Source organism: Massilia sp. MP_M2, assembly GCF_039123635.1.
Taxonomy (GTDB): Bacteria; Pseudomonadota; Gammaproteobacteria; order Burkholderiales; family Burkholderiaceae_D; genus Telluria.
Map to the genome: position 1 here is coordinate 453,490 of NZ_JBCHJF010000003.1, position 22,368 is coordinate 475,857.

General features: G+C 63.4%; 15 protein-coding genes and 2 tRNA genes. 10 read left to right on the forward strand and 7 right to left on the reverse strand.

What is annotated here, in order from left to right; translation table 11 throughout:
* The first annotated feature begins 76 nt into the window (after nt 1-76).
* Nucleotides 77-2,356 (forward strand): YgiQ family radical SAM protein, encoded by a 2,280-nt coding sequence (locus RCH14_RS09760; protein ID WP_343025927.1) that lies wholly within the window; start codon nt 77-79, stop codon nt 2,354-2,356.
* A 116-nt stretch (nt 2,357-2,472) separates the two neighbouring features.
* On the opposite strand, the gene RCH14_RS09765 is transcribed toward RCH14_RS09760, so the two are convergent.
* Both RCH14_RS09765 and RCH14_RS09770 read right to left on the reverse strand, forming a co-directional pair.
* Nucleotides 2,473-3,669, reverse strand: coding sequence for an AI-2E family transporter (locus RCH14_RS09765; RefSeq protein WP_343025928.1), 1,197 nt, complete (start codon nt 3,667-3,669; stop codon nt 2,473-2,475).
* The gene (locus tag RCH14_RS09770; protein WP_221290483.1) at nt 3,666-4,151 is read right to left on the reverse strand and encodes a cyclic nucleotide-binding domain-containing protein; all 486 of its coding nucleotides are present in this window, start codon (nt 4,149-4,151) and stop codon (nt 3,666-3,668) included. Before RCH14_RS09770 ends, RCH14_RS09765 begins: the two co-directional genes overlap by 4 nt.
* Before the next feature lie 247 nt (nt 4,152-4,398).
* Between RCH14_RS09770 and RCH14_RS09775 the strand changes: the two genes are divergently transcribed.
* Nucleotides 4,399-5,550 (forward strand): GGDEF domain-containing protein, encoded by a 1,152-nt coding sequence (locus tag RCH14_RS09775; protein ID WP_343025929.1) that lies wholly within the window; start codon nt 4,399-4,401, stop codon nt 5,548-5,550.
* A 110-nt stretch (nt 5,551-5,660) separates the two neighbouring features.
* On the opposite strand, the gene RCH14_RS09780 is transcribed toward RCH14_RS09775, so the two are convergent.
* Together RCH14_RS09780 and RCH14_RS09785 are read right to left on the reverse strand one after the other, a co-directional pair.
* Nucleotides 5,661-5,737 (reverse strand) — tRNA-Asp (locus RCH14_RS09780).
* A gap of 40 nt (nt 5,738-5,777) precedes the next feature.
* Nucleotides 5,778-5,853 (reverse strand) — tRNA-Val (locus RCH14_RS09785).
* A gap of 375 nt (nt 5,854-6,228) precedes the next feature.
* Between RCH14_RS09785 and RCH14_RS09790 the strand changes: the two genes are divergently transcribed.
* Nucleotides 6,229-8,466, forward strand: coding sequence for a TonB-dependent receptor (locus tag RCH14_RS09790; protein ID WP_343025930.1), 2,238 nt, complete (start codon nt 6,229-6,231; stop codon nt 8,464-8,466).
* Nucleotides 8,467-8,811: 345 nt separating this feature from the next.
* Nucleotides 8,812-10,629, forward strand: coding sequence for a S8 family peptidase (locus RCH14_RS09795; RefSeq protein ID WP_343025931.1), 1,818 nt, complete (start codon nt 8,812-8,814; stop codon nt 10,627-10,629).
* 101 nt (nt 10,630-10,730) lie between these two features.
* Here RCH14_RS09795 and RCH14_RS09800 read toward each other — a convergent pair whose 3' ends face one another.
* Entirely contained in the window at nt 10,731-11,699 is a 969-nt protein-coding gene (locus tag RCH14_RS09800; RefSeq protein ID WP_343025932.1) for an IS1595 family transposase, read from the reverse strand.
* Nucleotides 11,700-12,057: 358 nt separating this feature from the next.
* On the opposite strand from RCH14_RS09800, the gene RCH14_RS09805 reads away from it, so the two are divergent.
* From RCH14_RS09805 to RCH14_RS09820, 4 genes are all read left to right on the forward strand, one after another.
* Nucleotides 12,058-13,869, forward strand: coding sequence for a S8 family peptidase (locus tag RCH14_RS09805; RefSeq protein WP_343025933.1), 1,812 nt, complete (start codon nt 12,058-12,060; stop codon nt 13,867-13,869).
* 128 nt (nt 13,870-13,997) lie between these two features.
* Entirely contained in the window at nt 13,998-15,269 is a 1,272-nt protein-coding gene (locus RCH14_RS09810) for an acetamidase/formamidase family protein (RefSeq protein WP_343025934.1), read from the forward strand.
* 96 nt (nt 15,270-15,365) lie between these two features.
* The gene (gene dinB, locus RCH14_RS09815; RefSeq protein ID WP_343025935.1) at nt 15,366-16,454 is read left to right on the forward strand and encodes a DNA polymerase IV; all 1,089 of its coding nucleotides are present in this window, start codon (nt 15,366-15,368) and stop codon (nt 16,452-16,454) included.
* A 75-nt stretch (nt 16,455-16,529) separates the two neighbouring features.
* Nucleotides 16,530-17,426 (forward strand): recombination-associated protein RdgC, encoded by an 897-nt coding sequence (locus tag RCH14_RS09820; protein WP_343025936.1) that lies wholly within the window; start codon nt 16,530-16,532, stop codon nt 17,424-17,426.
* Nucleotides 17,427-17,529: 103 nt separating this feature from the next.
* Here RCH14_RS09820 and RCH14_RS09825 read toward each other — a convergent pair whose 3' ends face one another.
* On the reverse strand, nt 17,530-18,015 hold the full coding sequence (locus RCH14_RS09825) for an asparaginase domain-containing protein (protein ID WP_343025937.1): 486 nt from the start codon (nt 18,013-18,015) through the stop codon (nt 17,530-17,532).
* Nucleotides 18,016-18,160: 145 nt separating this feature from the next.
* Here RCH14_RS09825 and RCH14_RS09830 point away from each other — a divergent pair, with 145 nt between their 5' ends.
* A complete protein-coding gene (locus RCH14_RS09830) occupies nt 18,161-18,916 on the forward strand; it encodes an L-asparaginase (RefSeq protein WP_343025938.1) in 756 nt (251 codons plus the stop codon).
* A gap of 18 nt (nt 18,917-18,934) precedes the next feature.
* On the opposite strand, the gene RCH14_RS09835 is transcribed toward RCH14_RS09830, so the two are convergent.
* Nucleotides 18,935-19,927 carry a D-2-hydroxyacid dehydrogenase family protein gene (locus tag RCH14_RS09835; protein WP_343025939.1) on the reverse strand — a complete coding sequence of 331 codons (993 nt, stop codon included), beginning with the start codon at nt 19,925-19,927 and terminating at the stop codon, nt 18,935-18,937.
* 368 nt (nt 19,928-20,295) lie between these two features.
* Here RCH14_RS09835 and RCH14_RS09840 point away from each other — a divergent pair, with 368 nt between their 5' ends.
* Nucleotides 20,296-22,161 carry a phosphoenolpyruvate carboxykinase (GTP) gene (locus RCH14_RS09840; RefSeq protein ID WP_343025940.1) on the forward strand — a complete coding sequence of 622 codons (1,866 nt, stop codon included), beginning with the start codon at nt 20,296-20,298 and terminating at the stop codon, nt 22,159-22,161.
* Nucleotides 22,162-22,368: the final 207 nt, after the last annotated feature.

Sequence of the window (22,368 nt, forward strand, 5' to 3'; positions counted from 1 at the left end):
CACAAGTCATTGATTTTAAGCCATTTTTCGGGGCCTTCCATGCTCCGTAAATGGTTTTCCGGTACAATGCCGTTCAATGAACTCCCCTGCCAATCTCTTTGCGACGGTCGCCAAGCGCTCCAGCCGCGCCCCGACCGCACCCTTCCTCCCGATGTCCCGCGCCGAAATGGACACCTTGGGCTGGGATTCGTGCGACATCATCCTGATCACGGGTGACGCCTACATCGACCATCCGAGCTTCGGCATGGCGCTGGTTGGCCGGCTGCTCGAAGCGCAGGGGTACCGGGTCGGCATCATCAGCCAGCCCGACTGGACCTCGGTCGAGCCGTTCCGCGCATTGGGCAAGCCCAATCTGTACTGGGGCGTCACTGCCGGCAATATGGATTCGATGGTCAACCGCTACACGGCCGACCGCAAGATCCGCTCCGACGACGCCTACACGCCGGAAGGCGCGCCGAACAAGCGCCCCGACCGCGCCGTGACCGTCTATTGCCAGCGCGCCCGTGAAGCGTTTCCGGGCGTGCCGGTGATCGCCGGCAGCATCGAAGCCTCGCTGCGCCGCATCGCCCACTACGATTACTGGTCCGATAAGGTGCGCCGCTCGGTGCTGTTCGAGTCAAAAGCCGACCTGCTCATCTTTGGCAATGCCGAGCGCGCGCTGGTCGACCTGACGCGCCGCATCGCTGCGGGTGAAAACATCAAGACGATTCGCGACCTGCGCGGTACCGCCTTCCTGGTACCGCTGGGCTGGCTGCCGGACGAAGAGTGGTCGGTCCACAATTCCACCCGCGTGGATGTGCCGGGCCGCATCGACAAGCAGCCGAACCCGTACGCGATGGCGCTGGAAGACCCGACAGCCTGCGCGCTCGACAACGCCGCGCCCGAGCCCGAGGTCAAGCCGATCATGATCATGACGCGCGAGCAGCGCCAGGCCGCGGCCCGCGAAAAAGCGGCCAAGACCGTCGTGCGCCTGCCGAGCTTTGAAACCGTCAGCGTCGACCCGGTGATGTACGCGCACACGTCGCGCGTGTTCCACCTCGAGTCGAACCCGGGCAATGCGCGCGCGCTGGTGCAGGCGCACGGCGACCGCGATGTCTGGCTGAACCCGCCACCGCTGCCGCTGGCGATGGACGAGATGGACAATGTCTACGACATGGCCTACGCCCGCGCGCCGCACCCGAGCTACGGCAAGGCGCACATCCCGGCCTGGGAAATGATCCGCTACTCGGTCAACATCATGCGCGGCTGCTTCGGCGGCTGCACCTTCTGCTCGATCACCGAGCACGAAGGGCGCATCATCCAGAGCCGTTCCGAGCCGTCGATCCTGCGCGAAATCGAACTGATCCGCGACACGACCAAGAACTTCGCCGGCACCATCACCGACCTGGGTGGCCCTACCGCGAACATGTATCGCCTCGCGTGCAAGGACAAGACGATCGAGGAAAGCTGCCGCCGCCTGTCGTGCGTGTACCCGACCATCTGCAGCAACCTGGGCACCGACCACAGCAAGCTGATCTCGCTGTACCGCAAGGCGCGCGCGATCCCCGGCATCAAGAAGATCCTGATCGGTTCCGGCCTGCGCTACGACCTGGCCGTGCGCTCGCCCGAGTACGTGAAAGAGCTGGTCACCCACCACGTGGGCGGCCTGTTGAAGATCGCGCCGGAGCATACCGAAGCCGGCACGCTGTCGAAGATGATGAAGCCGGGCATCGGCGCGTATGACGAGTTCAAGCGCATGTTCGACAAGTACTCGCTCGAAGCCGGCAAGAAGCAGTACCTGATCCCGTACTTCATCGCCGCCCACCCGGGCTCGACCGACGAAGACATGCTGAACCTGGCGCTGTGGCTGAAGAAAAACAACTTCAAGCTCGACCAGGTGCAGACGTTCACGCCGACGCCGATGGCGATGGCCACGACCATGTACCACTCGCGCCGCAACCCGCTGGCGAAGGTGACCGAGGATTCGGAAATCGTCGAGACGGCAAAGAGCGGCAAGACGCGCAAGCTGCACAAGGCGTTCCTGCGCTATTACGATCCCGAGAACTGGCCGATCCTGCGCGAAGGCCTGTATCGCATGGGCCGTGGCGACCTGATCGGTAACAGCGACCGGCACCTGATACCGGCGCCGGGTGGCGAGATGGCCACTGGTTCGCTGCGCGAAGAGCGCCGCGGGCCGGGCATGGCACCGAAAGGGCGGCCAGCCGATGGCGCACCGAAGCGCACGATGGGCGCCGGCGCACCACGCGGCCGCACCGACCGTACGCCGGCCACCACGCCGTTCATGGCGCCGCCGTCGAAGGTCAAGCCGTCGATCCTGTCGACCATCAAGGCCAAGCCGAAGACCGTGCGCAAGTAGGGTGGACGGCGACGCCGTCCACGCGTTCAACATAACCTGGCATGCCACAGTGCGAAGCTGGTTTGAACGCGTGGGCGGGAAACCCGCCCACCCTACGGCATTCGTGCCGGAGCGCCCTATAGCGGCTTCTTGAGATTCGCGTTCGGCGTGGGCGCCCCGCGCCGCTCGCGCGCGATGTCCAGGTCCATGCTGGCCTGCCGCGTGCGCAATGAATTTGCATAGCGGTGCCGTGCCCGCAAGCGCGGATGCGTGACCAGAACGCCCAGCGTCTCGCCGATCACCATCACCACGCCCAGCAGCGGCAGCACCAGCATCAACCCCACCACGCCCGCCAGCATGCCGCCGACAAAGATCATCAGCACGGTTACCAGCGGATGGATGTGCAGGCTGCGCCCCAGCGTGGCCGGCATGAAGATGAAGTCGTCCAGCAGGCGTACCAGCACGAACACGCCAATGGCGCCGTAGGCCATCAGCGGGTCGCCCGGCGCATCGGTCGAGGCGACGATGACCACCAGCGCGCAGCCGGCAATCGAGCCGACGAACGGCACCCAGGCCAGCACCGCCGAGATCAGCCCCAGCAGCAGGGGCGAGGACACGCCGATGATCCACAGGCCCAGCGCCAGCACGATCGTGTCGAGCACCGTGAGCTTGAGCAGCCCTTCGAAGTAACGGCGCGCGGTCTGGTCGACTTCGTGCAGCAGGTACAGCGCCGGCTCGAAGTAGGCGTTCGGTACCGCGCGCGCCAGGAACTTCTTGAAGCGCACACCGTCGCGCAGCAGGAAGAAGCTGAGGAACGGCGCCAGGAACAGCGACGGCACCCAGGTCACGATGCCCACGACGATGTCGCCCAGGTGGTTCTGCGCGAAGTCGTTGGTGTAGTTGGTGAACGCCCGGTTGACGGTCGAGGTCAGGCGCATCTCGGCCAGCAGCGGGAATTTCGCTTCCAGCAACCCCATCGAATTGCGCACGAAGGCGACGCCGCCGTCGAGATACAGCCCGATCGTCGCTTCCCACGAATCTTCTTCGGGGCCGTCGCCCCAGGCCATGGCCGCCGTCAGCGCCAGCGCGGTCAGCGTGAAGAACAGCGTGCAGACCCACAGCGCGGCGGCGTTGCGGCCAAAGCCCGCGCGCACCATGCGCTGCATCGGGCCCAGCAGGATGTAGTACAGGACAGCGCCCAAGATGAAGGGCAGGGCGAGCCAGAGCAGCTTCTGGACCACGAGCAGGAGCAGGCAGGTGCCGCCGATGATGCCGGTCCAGACGACCGGGCCGGCGCGCTCGGGGCCGTGGGCAGGGTCGAGGTGGGTGCTCACAGCGCTTCCAGCTGCGGCCTGCCGGTGCCCATCCATTCACGCAGGCGCAGACCAATGTGGCGCGCCAGTGCCAGCGAAATCTTGTAGCCGATGACGGCGTCGGTTTCCATCAGGCCCAGAAAGTCGGCGCGGAAGAACACGGCCACTTCGCACGGTTCGAGCGCGCGTGCCTGGGCATTGCGGGGCGAGTTGTCGAGCAGCGCCAGGTCGCCGAAGAAGCCGCCCGGCTCAAGTTCGGCCACGACCTGCGTCATGCCCTCGTGCAGGCGGCTGATGCGCACCCGGCCGCTCATCAACAGATACAGCGCCTGGCCTTCTTCGCCCTCGTCGAACATGATTTCGTCTTTCAGATAGCGGCGCTCGTGCAGCAAGCCATCGACGATCTTCAATTCCAGCGGCGTGAGCGCAGCAAACAGCGATGAGCTCTTGAGCCGATGCAGGCGCGGCGACATGCGCGGCGGTTTGAGAAAACGAAAAATCAAGGCGTGCTCCAGGGTGGTGCGGTCTGTTGTCTGTTTGATTATCCGCGATCGTATGCTGCCACGCATCAAAAAGCGTCGCGTGCGCACGGTGGTGTGGCGGCCTGTCCATAGAAGGCGTCAAGCGTGCGCTCGACCAAATTGGAAAACGTGTAACATAGTTCCTTAGAGCAACATAAATGGTTGTTTTGTAATTTCGGCGGGCGCTGGGAGGCGAGGCGGACCGCAAGTGCCTTTTCAAGGACAGGCAGTGATTGATATACAGACTTTTCTTCTTGCGCTCGCCATCGGCAACGTCGGCTTTGCGATTCTGATGGCGGGCTACACCCACGGCGCGGCGCCTAGTGCCGGGCTGCGCCTGTGGATGTGGGCGCGGCTTGGCATGGGCGTGAGCCAGCTGATCGGTTGGGCGAGCCCGGTGCTGGGCTTGCCGGTGGTCGTCGGCCTTGAGGGCATCGTCTGGATTCTGGCAATGTCGCTTGAAATGGCGGCCTATTGTGTGTTCTTCGGCTTCGCACGCTGGGGGCGGGTGCTGTTGCCGATCACGCTACTGTCTTCTGCCATCGTTCTGGCGGCTGCAGCGCGTGGGGCCAATCATGTCCAGCTCAGTGCGCTCGTGGGCGCCGTGGTGGCATTCTTCGCTGCCGCCATGGCATGGGCGCTGCTGCGCCGGCGCAGCGCTTCGCTGCTGCAGCGGATCATCGGCGTCAATGACGCGCTGTTCGCCACGGCCGTCGTCGTCTGGGTGGTTTCGGGATGGCTGGGCAAGGGCCCGCTCGATCCTGGCGCCGCCCAGCAGGTGGTGTACCTGACGGGCTACCTGCTCATGATCGTCAACGGCTTCGGCTTTTTGTTGCTGTGCAAGCAGAAGGACGATCACCGCATGGCGAAGCTGGCCACCACCGATTCCCTGACCGGACTACCCAACCGCCATGCATTCCTGGAGCATGCCGATGGTGCGCGCCTGCTGGCCCAGCGCCAGCGTACCGGCCTGGGCCTCTTGATGATCGACATCGACCACTTCAAGCAGATCAATGACCGCTGGGGCCATGCCTCGGGTGACGAGGCGCTGGTCGTGTTCGCACGCACCGTACGGCAGATCCTGCGTGCGCACGAAACGATCGGCCGCCTGGGCGGTGAAGAATTCGCGCTGCTGCTGCCCGGCGCCGACCTCGATGGGGCGGTGCAGGCTGCCGAGCGGCTGCGCCGCGCGATCCGCGAAGCGACGATCATCACCAGCGGCCCGACCTACCGGATGACGGTCAGTATTGGCGCGGTGGTGCTCGATCCGCACGAGGATCTGGGCGGGGCGATGGCGCGTGCCGACCATGCGCTGTATGCGGCCAAGCGCGCGGGGCGGGATCGGGTGGAGATCGGGGAGCTGGTGCGCAAGCGGGCCTAGCGTAAAAGCCAGGCGCTGGCCGTGATGCACACCGGCGCACAAACAAGAAGCAGAAACAGAAGCAGAAAAAGAAAAAGGGCCCGACGAATCGGACCCTTCTTCAGTGATGCTGGCGGAGCGGACGGGGCTCGAACCCGCGACCCCCGGCGTGACAGGCCGGTATTCTAACCAACTGAACTACCACTCCGTTTTACGATGATCATCCTTCGATCCATCGTCGAGATGCTTGGTGGGCGCTGAGAGGCTCGAACTCCCGACCTAATCCGTGTAAGGGATCCGCTCTACCAACTGAGCTAAGCGCCCATCTCGTTGATGTCTACTGACGCTTGTCATTGCGTCGAAGAGGACCGAATTATAGAGGGTGCCTTTCAGGGTCTGCAAGGGGTTTTTCGAAAAAATATCGAAAGCGCTATTTTTTCTTGTGGCGTGTCCCGCCCGCAGCCGATACATATGCATGTGTTGTAATCATGGCGTCATCGAGTTATTCACTTGCCGAGCTGATAACCATCACGGACAATACCGCCTTTAGCAAGTCGGCAACTTCAAGACATCGAAAAGATGGGCGCCATAGATGCGCGTTGCCGAGGGCGGGATAGCACCGCCCGCGCACCCGGCGGGGGGCGTTGGAAAAGAAGAACGGAGACACCGGTTCTTTTATCATCACCAGGAAAATACTCCATGACCAAGATGTCCAAGATGCACAAGCGCGTCACCTGCTCCCATGGCGCAGCACTGGCGCTCCTCGCCCTGCTGCCGATCGCGCAGGCGGCGGCCCAGACGGCGGCTCCGGCCGAACCGGCACCCGAGTCCCTGCAGCTGCAATCGGTCACCGTGACCGCGCAGCGCCGTACCGAGAACATCCGCGACGTGCCGGTGTCGGTGACGGCCCTGAAGGGTGACAAACTGGACGTCCTGGTCTCCGGCGGCGACGACATCCGCCTGCTGGCCGGCAAAGTGCCGAGCCTGAATGTGGAATCGTCGAACGGCCGTACCTTCCCGCGCTTTTACATCCGCGGCTACGGCAATACCGACTTCAACACCTTCGCCTCGCAGCCGGTCTCGCTCGTGTACGACGACATCGTGCAAGAGAACCCGATCCTCAAGGGCTTCCCGATCTTCGACCTGGCCAGCGTCGAAGTGCTGCGCGGCCCGCAGGGCACGCTGTTCGGCCGTAATACCCCGGCCGGCGTCGTCAAGTTCGAGTCCGAAAAGCCACGCCTGAACAGCACCGAAGGTTACTACAACGTCTCGGCTGCATCGCACTACACGTTCAATGCCGAAGGCGCCGTCAACGTGCCGCTGTCGAGCAATGTGGCGATGCGCGTGTCGGCTGTCGGCCAGCACCGCGACGACTACGTCGACAACTACAGCACCCCGGCCAAGACCACCAAGCGCGGTGAACTCGACGGTTACAACGAACACGCCGAGCGCGTGCAGTTCTTGTACAGCAAAGATGGCGTCACCGGCCTGCTGGGCTTCCACCAGCGTCAGACCAATGGCAGCGCGCGTCTGTTCCGTGCCAACCTGATCAAGAAGGGCAGCAACACCTTTGCCGACGGCACCAATCTGGACCAGGTCGTCACCAATGCCCAGAACGATCAGGACCTGAAAAGCAACGGCATCAACCTGCGCCTGGAATGGGATCTGGGCGGCTACAAGCTGTCGTCGATCACCGGTTACGAGCACATCATCGGCTACTCGAGCCGCGGCGATATCGACGGCGGCACGCCGACCGGCCCGGGCTTCATCCCGTTCCAGGTCGAGACCAACGGCTATATCAGCAACCTCGACCAGTACACCCAGGAATTCCGCGTCGAATCGCAGAACACCGGCCCGTTCAACTGGCAGACCGGCGTCTACTTCTTCGATGAAGACGTCACCGGCGGCAGCGACAACTTCGACAGCACCACCTTCGCGCGCACGTCGCGCCTGGTGTCGACCCAGAAGAACGAAGCCTGGGCTGCGTTCGCTTCGGCAACGTACAACCTGACCCCTGACTGGACCATCCGCGGCGGCCTGCGCTACACCAAGGACAAGAAAGAGTTCCGCACCATCGAAGCGACCAACGTCGTCCAGATCGGCCCGTCATCGGTCGAAGCGGACAAGAAAAAGGTCAGCTGGGACCTGTCGGCCACCTACAAGCTGACGCCTGACGTGAACGTCTACGGCCGCGCCGCAACGGGCTTCCGCGCCCCGAGTATCGCTGCTGCGTCGGCCTCGGTGCCGATCACGGTCGCCGATGCCGAAACCATCAAGTCGGTCGAGCTGGGCATCAAGGCCGACCTGTTCGAGCGCCGCGCACGCACCTCGTTCTCGATCTATGACTACACGATCGACGACCAGCAGCTGACCGTGGTGGGTGGCAATTCGAACGTCAACCGCCTGATCAACGCCGACAAGACCAAGGGCCGCGGCGCCGAGTTCGACTTCGAAGCGGCCATCAGCACCGCCCTGCGCATGAGCGCTGGCGCGAGCTACAACTACACGCAGATCCGCGACGGCAGCCTGTCGGTCAACAAGTGCGGCGCGTGCACGATCACGGACCCGCTCAACAGCGTCGGCCGTGTCGTGATCGACGGCAATGCGCTGCCGCAGGCACCGCGCTGGACCTTCAACGCCACCGCCCGCTACGGCGTGCCGTTCCGTGACGGCGAGCTGTACTTCTACACCGACTGGTCGTACCGCAGCAAGGTCAACTTCTTCCTGTACGAGTCGACCGAGTTCACCGGTGCACCATTGACCGAAGGCGGCGTGCGCGTCGGCTACATCTTCGGCAATGGCAAGTATGAAGTGGCAGCCTTCGGCCGCAACGTGCTCGACCAGCGCCGTATCACCGGCGCGATCGACTTCAACAACCTGACCGGCTTTACCAATGAGCCGCGCCAGTGGGGCATGCAATTCAAGGGTAACTTCTAAGAATTGACCGGCCTCGCAAGAGGCTGGCGTGTCACAAACGAAAAGGGCCGCGCACTGCGCGGCCCTTTTTTGCATCTGAGCACTATGCGATAAATCTTCGTCAACAAATTTTAGGTGTAAAGTATTTGGTAAAATTATCTCTTTGCCGAACAAAACATGGTTTTGCAAAATTTAGACATGTAACCGTTGTATGCACGCTTCACTCTCTCATGTTTGCGTTCCGTTAAATCTTTCTTTCGCGCTACGCTGGCTGAGCCGCCTCGATGCGGCGCCGGCAAAGTCCGGACTTACAACGATACGGGCGAGCCCTTTCGCCCGACGGAAAACCTTGAGCAAGGAAGAAAAATGAAGCAAACGCATTCGATTCGTCCTGTAGTGTTGAAGATGTGCGCCGCGGTATCCCTGGCGCTCGCCTCGAGCGCGGCCCTGGCGGCTGCGGGCGATGCGGCATCCCCGGGCCCGCAGTTCATCGTGGAAACCGACCGTATCATCGTGAAGTACCGCGACGCGCAACCGGCCGTCAATGGCATCGCTGCGCGCGTGGCCAGTACCAGCAGCGAGCGCAAGGCCAAGCTCGATCGCGCCGGCCAGCAGTTCGGCGTCGTGGTCAAGGAAAGCCACCCGATTTCCACCGGCGCAAAAGTGTTCAAGCTCGACCGCAAGCGCAACCTTGCCGAAGTGAAGTCCCTGGCCGCCGAGATGATGGCGCGCGACCCGTCGATCGAATATGCCGAGCCGGACCGCATCATGACGCACATGGCCACGCCGACCGACCCGCGGTATACCGACCAGTGGCATTACTACGAAACCGCCGGTGGCCTGCGCCTGCCGGCCGCCTGGGATGTCTCGACCGGCGCCGGTGTGGTGGTGGCCGTGATCGACACCGGCTCGCGGCCGCATGCCGACCTGAGCGGCCAGCAACTGGCCGGCTATGACTTCATCAGCACCGCCGCCATCGGCAACGACGGCGACGGCCGCGACAGCGACGCGAGCGACCCGGGCGACGCCGTCACCGCCGGTTCTTGCGGCGGCGGCCAGCCAACCCGTGACCAGTCATCGAGCTGGCACGGTACGCACGTGGCCGGCACGGTGGCGGCGCGCACCAACAACGGCGCCGGCGTGGCAGGCGTGGCCTACAACGCCAAGGTGCTGCCAGTGCGTGTGCTGGGCAAGTGCGGCGGCTACACGTCCGACATTGCGGACGCGATCACCTGGTCGTCCGGCGGCACGGTCTCGGGCGTGCCAGCCAATGCCAACAAGGCGCGCGTGCTGAACCTGTCGCTGGGCGGCGGCGGCGCCTGCGACGCGACCACGCAAAACGCCATCAACGGTGCCCGCTCGCGCGGCGCGGTGGTGGTGGTCGCTGCTGGCAACGACGCCGTCAACGTCAGCAACGCCAGCCCCGCCAACTGCTCGGGCGTGATCGCGGTGGCGGCCACCGGCCGTACCGGTGGGCGCGCGTCGTACTCCAACTTTGGCACGCTGGTGGACGTGGCAGCGCCTGGTGGCGATGGCGCCTCGGGCGTGCTCTCGACGCTCAACAGCGGCACCGGCGCGCCGGCCGCAGACAGCTACGCGCCCTACCAGGGCACGTCGATGGCCACGCCGCACGTGGCCGGCGTGGCGGCGTTGATGCTGGCGGTAAACACCAACCTGACTCCGGACGAGATCGAGTCGAAGCTCAAGTCGACGGCGCGCGCGTTCCCGGCCAGCTGTTCGGGCTGCGGCACCGGCATCGTCGATGCCGCCGCTGCCGTGGCGTCGGCCACGGGCGGCGGTGGCGGCACGCCCGTCACCACGCTGGCCGAAAGCGAGTCGAACAACACGACAGCCACGGCTGATCCGGTCACGGCCAGCAACACAACCGTCACCGGCAACCTTGGCAGCACGACCGACACGGACTATTTCCGTGTCGATCTGCCAGCCGGCAAGACACTGGCAGCCAGCCTGACCCCGACGTCGACGACTGCCGATTACGACCTGTACGTGTACAACAGCACCGGCACGCAGTTGGGTACCAGCCAGAACGGCGCTGGCGCGACCGACAGCCTCAACTCGGCCAATACCACCAGCAGCACGGCGATCCGCTATGTCCGTGTGACCTATTACGGGGGCGGTACTGGCGCGACCAATGGCCGTTACACGCTGAAACTGAACTGGTAAGCCAGTGACTCTGCGCCATGGTTTTTCATGGGGCAGGGTGGTTTTGTGAATTCGGAACACGCGCGATTCGTTCGCGCGTGTTTTTTTTGGCGCAGTCAACGTTATCTGTTGATGACGCCGACTGCGATGCGCAGCAAGTGTTCCGGGGAACTTAACCGTCCCCCATCGAGGGCCCAGCGCCAGCCCAGGTAATTGGGCAGGTAGCGTGACGCCACGCCACGAAAGCACATCAGCCAGGCCTTGAAGCGCTGGTGATACCCGTTCACGTTCTGTACGTGGATCGCAAGGTTACCCAGGCGCCTGACGCGCACGCCCGCGCGCAGATTCACCACCTCGTGCGCGATCCTGTGCTTGCGTGCAAAGGCACGGTAGGCGGCATGGCTGTCGCTGACCAGCAGCGCCTGTGGATCGAGCCTGGGCAGCAAGCCGCGTTCGAGTTGCGCGGCCGTCAGCGCACCGCGGCCAGTGACGGCGTCAATGGTGCCCCCGTTGCGGTCGCGCGCCACGAGGATGCAATCGAGCTCACGGGAAATGCCGCGCCGGGCAGCGCGCCCGCCCCGGCGACGGGGTGGGCGGTCGAGTGCGCGCGAGCCCTTCTGCGATTCGAGCAGGAACGTCTCATCAGCCTCGACAATGCCGTTCAGCGCTGCGGGCCGGTCGAGCTTGACCCAAGCCAGAAAGCGGTGGCGCCACCGGAAGGCGGTATTGCGGTGCACGCCGACCCGGTCTGCGGCTTTGCGCACGGGGAGCGAGTCCAGCAGCACCTGGGAGTAGGCGAGCCATTTGGTCTTGAGCCTGAGCCGCGCCAGCGGCGTGCCGCTCAGGTCGTTGAAAGTGCGCCCACAATTGCAGCAGCGAAAACGCTGCAGATCGTTGGCAAACCCGTGCCGGTTGCAGCGTGCGTTGCCACAGCTGGGACAACAGCGCCCTGGCGCCCTGGCCTGGGCGATGAGCGCAACGACCTGGTCGAGGCCGGCCGCAGGGTGCAGGGCATCGAGCACTTGACGACGCTGCGCCCCGTTCAGCGATGGCAATGTTGCGAACCAACGTTTGAAACGTGGCGCTTTCATGATCGACTCCTGACACTGGCGACAGGGGTTGGACCGTGGGGCCGCTCATCAGTTCAAAGCTCAGCTCTATTTAACGTGGACTGCGCCGTCAGCACTGTCTGTTCATGATCGTTAATTAACTAAAATCAGGTACCACATATTTTGTATTTACCTAGTTGCCCCAAAGAAAAAATGTTGTTGAGGAAACGACCAGTGTAAGTGTTGTAACTATGCTGAAAGGGTGTGAATTTCCACGCGACAAAATATTGCCTTCAGGATACTCTGGCTCTGTCGCTATAGTGCGGCGCCCGATGCAGCTGGCCTCGTCATGACTCAGGCGCATCGATATGCCTGATGCAGAACTTGAACGGGAAGAATCATGAAACAAACGCATTCGATGCACGCTGCGGCGTTGACCCAGCGCACCGCATTCTGGCTGGCGCTGGCGTCACTCCCCGTGTTGGCGGCCAGCGCCGCCATGGCCGGTGCCCAGGAGCCGCAGTCCATTCTGGAAACCGACCGCATCATCGTCAAGTACCGCGACGTCCAGCCCGCCGCCAACGGATCGACCGTCGTCGTGGAGGGCGGCAGCAGCGCGCGCAAGGCTCGGATCGATCGCGCCGGGCAGCAATTCGGCGTACTGGTCCGGGAAAGCCATGCGCTTTCGAACGGCGCGAAAGTGTTCAGGCTTGATCGGCGGCACAATCTGGCCGAGGTGCGCTCGCTGGCGAACGAGATGATGATGCGCGATGCATCGATCGAATATGCCGAACCGGACCGCATCATGACCCATTCGGCCACCGCGACTGACCCGCGCTTTACCGACCAGTGGCATTACTACGATGCCGTGGGCGGCCTGCGCCTGCCGACAGCCTGGGATATCTCAACCGGCACCGGCGTGGTGGTGGCCGTGATCGACACCGGCTACCGTCCCCACGCCGACCTGAACGGGCAGATCCTGCCTGGCTACGACTTCATCAGCACCGCCGCCATCGGCAATGACGGCAATGGGCGCGACAACGATGCGACCGACCCGGGCGACGGCGTCACGGCCGGCGCCTGCGGCGGCGGCCAGCCATTTTCTGACCAGCCATCCAGCTGGCACGGCACGCATGTGGCCGGCACGGTGGCGGCGCGCACCAACAATGGCGCTGGCGTGGCAGGCGTGGCCTACAACGCCAAAATCCTGCCGGTGCGCGTACTGGGCAAGTGCGGCGGCTACACGTCCGACATCGCCGATGCGATCATCTGGGCATCCGGCGGTACCGTCGCGGGCGTGCCGGCCAATCCCAACAAAGCGCGCGTCTTGAACCTGTCGCTGGGCGGGGGCGGCGCATGCAGCGCGACGATGCAGAACGCCGTCAACGGGGCCCGCGGGCGCGGCGCGGTGGTGGTGGCCGCAGCGGGCAATTCGGCCATGAACGTCAGCAACGCCAGCCCGGCCAACTGCGCCGGCGTCATCGCCGTGGCCGCTACAGGCCGTACTGGCGGACGCGCCAGATATTCAAATTTCGGCACCCTGGTTTCGGTGGCTGCACCGGGTGGCGATGGCGCCTCGGGCGTGCTCTCCACGCTTAACAGCGGCAGGGGCGCGCCGCTTGCGGACACCTACGCTGTCTACCAGGGCACGTCGATGGCCGCGCCGCACGTGGCCGGCGTGGCGGCCCTGATGCTGGCGCTAAACACCAACCTGACGCCGGACGTGATCGCAGCTCAGCTGAAGTCGACGGCGCGCGCGTTTCCGGCCAGTTGCACGGGCTGCGGCGCAGGCATCGTCAATGCACGCGCCGCGGCCGACTGGGCCAAGAGCAGCGCCGCGCCTGTGGCGGTTGCTGAAAGCGAATCGAACAACACCATCGCCACGGCCGATCCGGTCACGCCTGTCAATGCCAGCGTCACCGGCAACCTGGGCACGGCGACCGATACCGATTACTTCCGGGTCGATCTGCCAGCCGGCAAGACGCTCAAGACCAGCTTGAGCGCGGTGCTGGCAACCGCCAACTATGGCTTGTACCTGTACAACAGCGCAGGCAAGCAACTGGGCGTGAGCCTGAACGGCGCCGGCGTGGCCGACACCATCACGTTCGCCAATACCAGCACCAGCACGTCAGTTCTTTATCTGCGGGTGGTCTACACCAGTGGCGGCACCGGCACGAGCAACGGCCGGTATGCGCTGTCGCTGACCAGGTAAGTCTTGATGCACGCACCTTGCTGGTGCGTGCGTGGATGGGCTGAAGCGTTATATGCCTGATTTCACATGGCACGTTGATTGCATGCATACAGGGTTCCCTGCCAAGCAGCCATCGACCGGAGTCCTTCATGAAATTGCGCACCATTACGCTCGCGACCGCCCTTGCCCTGGCCGTGTTTGCCCCCGCAACCGCGGTGTTCGCCCAGACCGCCGACAAGCTTCCGCTGCAACCGCTAGCCGACAAGCCGGGGCGGGTCATTGTCCCAGGGACCAAGCACGAGGTGTATTACGTGCCCTCGACGGTGGAGACGATCACCTGGGGCTACTTGCCGAATGCAGCCACGAAACCGGTGCTGTCGGTCCCGTCCGGCGCCACGGTGGTCTTCGATACGCTGTCGCACGAAGGCCTGGTCGAAGACCAGGGCCGCAATCCGCTGGCGTATTTTGGCAGCAAGGGCATTCCCGCCAATATGGTCCTCAAGGATGGCATCGCCATCACCGGCTCGTCGCTGGCCCATGATTTTGCCGAGGACGGGCCACACATCGTGACCGGGCCGGTGGCGATCGACGGCGCCGAGCCGGGCGATGTGCTCAAGGTCGAGCTGCTCTCGGCCGTGCCGCGCGTGCCGTATGGCGTGATTTCCAATCGCCACGGCAAGGGTGCATTGCCCGGCGAATTCCCGGAAACGCCGAAGCCGGCAGCGGATGCCTCGGCAGCCAATCCAAGCGCCTACAACAATGTGTCGGTATTCACCCCGATCCGGCGCACCAAGGCCGGCAAGTGGGAAGCCGTGATGAAGACCGCCAACGGCACTGAAATAACGTTCCCGACCGCCCCGTTCATGGGCGTGATGGGCGTGGCGGCGGACACGACCAAGCCGGTGCACTCGGTGCCGCCCGGCCTGTACGGCGGCAATATGGACATCAACGACCTGGGTGTGGGCTCGACCGTCTACCTGCCGGTGCTGGTCAAGGGCGGCAATTTCTACACGGGCGACCCGCACATGGCGCAGGGTGACGGCGAGGTGGCGCTGACCGCGCTCGAGCATTCGATGCGCCCGACCTTTCGCATCACGGTCCTGAAAAAAGGCGATCCCGGCATTCCATCGCGCTCGGGCAGCCTGACCAAGCCGCTGGGCGAGACGGCCGATCACTGGGTGACGATCGGCCTGAATCCCGATCTGGACGAAGCGATGAAGGACGCCACGCGCGAATCGATCCGCTTCCTGACCGAGATGCTGGGCATGGACCGCGCCACCGCATTTGCCTACCTGAGCGCGGCCAGCGACTTCCAGGTCAGCCAGGTGGTCGACGGCACCAAGGGCGTGCACGGGATGATCCGCAAGGCCGACTTCAGCAAGGTGAAGAACGGGTTCACCGAGAAGTCTGGCAAGAAATAAGCAACATTTGCACGGGGAAGATTTTTAGAAGATACTGTATGCAATTACAGTTATCGACCCCGGCAGTGTCTGACCGCATGGGGCGGCCCCGCCAGCGTGAACGCCCCTGCCCGAAAAATCATCCACTGCGATTGCGACTGCTTTTATGCATCGGTCGAGATGCGCGACGATCCGTCGCTGCGCGGCCGGCCGCTGGCAGTGGGTGGGCGTGCCGAGCAGCGCGGCGTGGTCGCCACTTGCAATTACGAAGCGCGCCGCTTCGGCATCCATTCGGCAATGGCCACGGCCCAGGCGATGAAGCTGTGCCCGGAGCTGGTAGTGATTCCGCCGGCGATGGAAAAATACCGCATCGCGTCCAGCCAGATCATGGCCATCTACCAGGATTACACGGAGATCGTCGAGCCGCTGTCGCTCGACGAAGCCTACCTTGACGTGACCGATTCACAGCACTGCAAGGGCAGTGCGACGCTGATCGCGCAAGAGATCCGGCGCCGCATTGTCGAGAAGGTGGGCATCACGGCCTCGGCCGGTGTGGGCCCGAACAAGTTCGTCGCCAAGATCGCCAGCGACTGGAACAAGCCCGACGGGTTGTTCCTGGTGCGGCCCGACGAAGTGGATGCCTTTGTTGCGGCGCTGCCGGTCAAGAAGCTGCACGGCGTGGGCAAGGTGACGGCCGAGAAACTGAACCGGCTCGGCGCCCAGACCTGCGCCGACCTGCGCGGCTGGAGTCTGGACAAGCTGCAAGAGCATATGGGCAGCTTCGGCGTGCGGCTGTATGACCTGAGCCGCGGGATCGACCATCGCGAGGTGAATACCTCGCGCGAGCGCAAGTCGATCAGCACCGAAGAAACCTATACGCCGGACGTGCCCGACCTGGCGGCCTGCCTGAAGCTGCTGCCCGATTTGCACGAGCATTTGCTGGGCCGCATCAAGCGGGCAAATGCTGAAAAATTCATCAACAAGCTGTTCGTGAAGATCAAGTTTTCGGACTTCCAGCAGACAACCGTCGAATGCGTCGGGTACGCGCCACACATCCCGACCTATGCGCGTTTACTGGAGACCGGTTGGGCGCGCGCCAGCCGTCCGGTGCGATTATTGGGCGTCGGCGTGCGCCTGGGCGACACCGAGATCGTGGAGCAGTTGCGGCTGTTCGACGATTCTCTGGACGACGTGACAACACCCTGACATTTTTGACGCTGCGGCTGCTGTGCAGCGTAGAATGTCGTTCCCTTGAAATACTGAAACAATCGGATTAAGCCTATGTGGTTCAAGAATCTCCAGATCTACCGCCTGCCGGCCCCTTGGGCCTATACCCCTGAACAGCTGGAAAAGGCCCTCGAGCCGGGCAGCTTCGTGCCTGCCAACAGCAACGAATTGCTGCGCCAGGGCTGGGACGCACCGCGCCCGAACGGCGGCCTGGTCCATGTCGTCAACAAGCAGATGCTGATCATGCTGGGCACCGAAAAGAAACTGCTGCCGGCATCGGTCATCAACCAGGTGGCCAAGGCCAAGGCGGCCGAAATGGAAGAAGCGCAGGGCTTCCCTCCAGGCAAAAAAGCCATGAAGGAACTGAAAGAGCGCGTGGCCGACGAACTGCTGCCGCGCGCCTTCACGCTGCGCAGCAATGTCTGGACCTGGATCGACCCGGTCAACGGTTGGCTGGTGGTCGATGCGGCCAGCCCGGCCAAGGCCGATGACGTCGTCAAGCTGCTGCTCAAGGCCGTCGACAAGATGCCGCTGGAGTCGCTTCGCGTGCAGCGCTCGCCAGTGGCCGTGATGACCGGCTGGCTCGAAGCCGACGAAGCGCCGTACGGCTTCACGATCGACCAGGACACCGAACTGCGCGCCACCGGCGAGAGTCGCGCCGCGGTACGCTACGTGAAGCACGCACTGGAACCGGACGACATCCGCCGCCACATCGCCGCCGGCAAGCAGTGCACGCGCCTGGCCATGACCTGGAACGACCGCGTCAGCTTCGTGCTGACCGAGTCGCTGGCGATCAAGGGCATCAAGCCGCTGGACGTGATCAAGGAAGGCGAAAGCGCGACCCACAACGACGACGAACGTTTCGACAACGATATCGTCCTGATGACGGGCGAGCTGTCGAAGATGCTGGCCGATGTGGTCGAAGCGCTGGGCGGCGAAGCCAAGGCGTAATCAGGCGTCAGACACACGGCGCCTGAATAAGGCGCCGGTGCATCGAACGGCCGGACCTGGTGTCCGGCCGTTGTCGTTTTTCGTTTCCGCTTTTCGACGATATTTATAATCCCTGGAACACGCCTGCGCTGCGGTTCTTGGTCACGTTATCCCACGGGAACACCTGACCGTTCATCGCCACGTAGACGCCAGCCGGCAGCACCTGGGCTACGCCGCAGGCAAAGCCCAGGTTGAACAGCGCATCGGAATTGGCAATGGAATACGGGATCATCGCGCCGGTCAGCACGATGGTCTGGTCCAGGTTCGCGGCGCCCAGCACGGCAGCCGTCTCGCGCATGGTGTCGGTGCCGTGCACGATCACGATGGCCTTCTCGGACGCAGCCCGGCAGGTCGCCAGCACACGCTCGCGGTCGGCGTCGCCCATCTCGAGCGAATCGAGCAGCGGCAGCACGTCCAGCGCCACCGGCACCGTCATGCGGCTGCGCTTGATGACCTCTGGTAAATGGCTTTCGGCAAAGCCCAGCACGCCATTGAGTTCGTTGTAATGCTTGTCGAAAGTGCCGCCGGTGGCGATGAGTCGCAAAGTCATGTTGGTTTATCCACTCGCTGAAAAAAGGTCCTCATGATATCGCCAAACCACCGGCGATCTCCAGGCGACTGCGCTAGAATCATCCGGATCGGATGAGCCTTCCCGCCATCGTTTTCCATTTTCTCCTTTCTATATTCTTTTTGCCATGAAAGCAGTTGCCCCCGGAACCGTGATCTTCCAGCGCCATCGCGGCTATGGCGTGATCACGCATGTCAACCTGCTGACCGGCTGGGTGTCGGCGCGCTTCGGCAACGAGTCGCGCGCGCAAGACCTGAACCTGTCGAACGACGAGGTGCAGCACGCCGACGGCGAGCCGATCCTGTTCCGGCGCGCCCCGCCCGACCGCATGCCGCACGCGCGCCTGATGGCCGTCGTGCGCGCGCTGCACGAGGCCGGTTACCAGAAGCTGTATCTGTACGCGTGGCCCAAGCCGTCCGGCCTGCACTGGCGCTGGCACCTGTTCACGGGGCCGCGCAACTGGATGCAGCGTACCTGGCGCGAAGGCTGGTATGGTTCGGGCGCCGAGTACAACAACAATCCGGTGATGGGCTGGAATGATGTGCCGGGCGCGAGCACCGAGGAGCTGATCCATGCGCTGGCCAAATTCGATCCGCAAGGATTGGCCGAAGCGCTGGGCCGCGACGAAGACCACACCGCGTGGTTCGCGCAGGCATGCGACCTGCTGCTGCCCGGGTATATGTATAGCCTGAACATGGAGCGGCCCCCGGGCGGCGGCCTGATCGAAGCGCCACCGGTGCCGATCGTGCCGGTGCGCGCGGGCCTCAAACCCTATGCCGGGCCGGACATCGGCTGGCCGCCTGGCTGGGCCGGGCTCTGGACCGGCACGCATGTGCTGCCGGCGCCGAAGATCAACATCAAAGGCGAGCCGGAGCTGCGCTGAGCTTGCGGCGTCTTGTGCTCAGCGTCTGTTCAACGCTTCCGGATTGAGAATATTGGTCGGCATACCCTGCGCGAACTGCACGATATTCTCGAATGCCGCGCTGAAATACAACTCGTAGCTGTCCTGCTCGACATAGCCCAGGTGCGGTGTCGCCAGCACGGTCGGGATACGCAGCAAGGGCGCATCCGGTCCCAGCGGCTCGCTGATAAACACGTCCAATGCCGCCATGCCGGGATGGCCTTTTTTCAAGGCACTTTCCAGCGCGCCATCGGCCACCAGTTCGGCGCGGCTGGTGTTGACGAACAGCGCGTCCGGTTTCATGCGCGCCAGATCGCTCGCCGTGACGATGCCACGAGTCGATTCAGCCAGGCGCAAGTGCAGGCTCAGCACGTCGGCCATCTCGAACAGCGCCTCGCGCGACGGCGCCGCCTCAACGCCGTCGGCGATCGCCGCCTGCCGGCTGGCTTCGCTACCCCACACCACGACACGCATCCCGAACGCGCGCGCATAGCCGGCCACCAGCTTGCCGATCTTGCCGTAACTCCAGAGCCCGAGCGTGCGGCCGTGCAGCACGCGGCCCACGCCGTTGAGTACCGGATTGGTCGATGCGGTCTGCCACAGGCCCTCTTTCAGATTGGTGGCATAGGGCACGATCTTGCGGCTGGCCGCCATGATCAGTGCCCAGGTCAATTCTGCCGGGGCAACCGGCGAGCCGACGCCTTCGGCAATCGCGATGCCGCGCGCGGTCGCAGCGGCCACGTCGATATGGCCGCTGACCTTGCCGGTTTGCGAAATCAGTTTCAGGTTGGGCAGCTTGGCGAGCAGGGCTGCAGGCAATGCGGTGCGTTCGCGGATCAGGACCAGCGCATCGAACGGCGCCAGCCGGATGGCAAGCTGACCCAGGCCGCGGGTCGAACTCTGGAAGACCTTGACCTCATGGCCGTCGAGTAGGGAATAGCATGCCAGGCGTCGGGCTGCGTCTTGATAATCATCAAGAATCGCGATTTTCATTGGTGTTGTCACAATTATATGATCTGCCTGTAAACAAATAACACGATAGGGCAAATGCCCAAATAGCCTACTACATTAGTCGGGCATTTTTCCTACTTTTTTGTAGTGAAACCCGTCGAAACGTTGTTTTGCGGGTGTACAATCGGCGCAGAACTTAAGCGATTGACACGTATCTAACGGTGCTCACGAGACGCACCGCACAGCTTCATTCGAAGCTGCCGACCTGCCCGCTGTATCGTCAAGCTTTTACTCCGGCTTCTGCCGCAGAGCGCTGTCCAACGTCGTGATCGACCGCAGGGCGCCCCGGTTAAAGACGATGCAAGGTAACGGTCCACCCGAATTCTTAATTGGCATTTGGAGGTATCCCCATGAACCAACCCGTGATGGGCGGCGTCGCCGCACTGAACGTCCCAGCTTACATCAAACATCAAAAACTCATCAATTGGGTGGCTGAGATTGCTGCGCTGACCAAGCCTGACAGCATTTACTGGTGCGACGGTTCGGAAGATGAATACGACCGCCTGTGCGCCGAGATGGTTGCCGCTGGCACGATGAAAAAGCTGAACCCGGCCAAGCGTCCAAATTCCTACCTGGCCTGGTCCGATCCGTCGGACGTGGCGCGCGTCGAAGACCGCACCTACATCTGCTCGGCCACGAAAGAAGAAGCCGGCCCGACCAACAACTGGATGGAACCGGCGGAAATGCGCAACACGCTGCACGACCTGTTCGACGGTTGCATGACCGGCCGCACGCTGTACGTCGTGCCGTTCTCGATGGGTCCGCTCGGTTCGCCAATCGCCCACATCGGCGTCGAACTGTCCGACTCGCCCTACGTCGCCGTCAATATGCGCATCATGACGCGCATGGGCCGCGCCGTGTACGACGTGCTGGGCCAGGACGGCGACTTCGTGCCGTGTGTGCACTCGGTCGGCATGCCGCTGGTGGATGGCCAGGCCGATGTCGCATGGCCATGCAATGCCACCAAGTACATCGTCCACTATCCGGACACCCGCGAAATCTGGTCGTTCGGTTCCGGCTACGGCGGCAATGCGCTGCTGGGCAAGAAGTGCTTCGCGCTGCGCATCGCCTCGAACATGGGTTATCAAGAGGCGCAGCAGGGCGGCACCGGCTGGCTGGCCGAACACATGCTGATCCTGGGTGTCGAATCACCACAAGGCGACAAGAAATACATCGCCGCCGCGTTCCCGTCGGCCTGCGGCAAGACCAACTTTGCGATGCTGATCCCGCCACAGGCATTCAACGGCTGGAAAGTCACGACCATCGGCGACGACATCGCCTGGATCAAGCCGGGCGCCGATGGCAAGCTGGTCGCGATCAACCCGGAAGCCGGCTACTTCGGCGTGGCCCCGGGCACCAACGACAAGACCAATCCGAACTGCATGGCCTCGCTGCGTGAAAACGTCATCTTCACCAACGTCGCGCTGACCGACGACGGCGACGTCTGGTGGGAAGGCATGACCAAACAAGCACCAGCCCACCTGATCGACTGGCAGGGCAAGGACTGGACGCCGGCATCGGGCACCAAGGCGGCGCATCCGAACGCGCGCTTCACGGTCGCCGCAACGCAAAATCCGGTCATCGATGCAGCCTGGGATGATCCTGCCGGCGTGCCGATCTCGTCGTTCATCTTCGGTGGCCGTCGTTCGACGACCGTGCCGCTGGTGACCGAAGCGCGCGACTGGGTGGAAGGCGTCTACATGGCCGCCGCGATGGGTTCCGAAACCACCGCTGCCGCTGCCGGCCAGATGGGCGTCGTGCGCCGCGATCCATTCGCGATGCTGCCGTTCATCGGCTACAACATGAGCGACTACTTCCAGCACTGGCTCGATCTGGGCAAAAAGGTCGAAGCAATTGATCCAGCGGCCTTGCCGAAGATCTTCTGCGTCAACTGGTTCCGTACCGATGCGCAGGGCAATTTCGTGTGGCCAGGTTACGGCGACAATATGCGCGTGCTGAAGTGGATCCTGGACCGCACCGCCGGCGCCACCGGCGGCACCGAGCATCTGTTCGGCACCACGCCGAACTACGCCGACCTGAACTGGGAAGGCGTGGACTTCAGCGAGCAGCAATTTGCGCAGATCACATCGATCGACAAGGACGCCTGGCGCGAAGAACTGAAACTGCATACCGAGCTGTTCGAGAAGCTGGCCTACCACCTGCCGCAAGAGCTGGTGGCGACGCGTGACCGGCTGGAGAAACAACTGGCTGCTTGAGCTTAAGCTGCCTGGTGGGGGAGGCGCCGTCGTCGTGACGGTGAAAACATAAAAAAAGAACAGGGGCAGCGCCGGTGGCGCTGCCCCTGATTCATTTGTGGATTGTTGGTGCTGTGATCGTGCCCGATGATCTCTCCGTCAACCATCACCGCGTGGACGGGGAACCCCGTCCACCCTACGACTGATTCATTTGTGGTGTTGTGATCG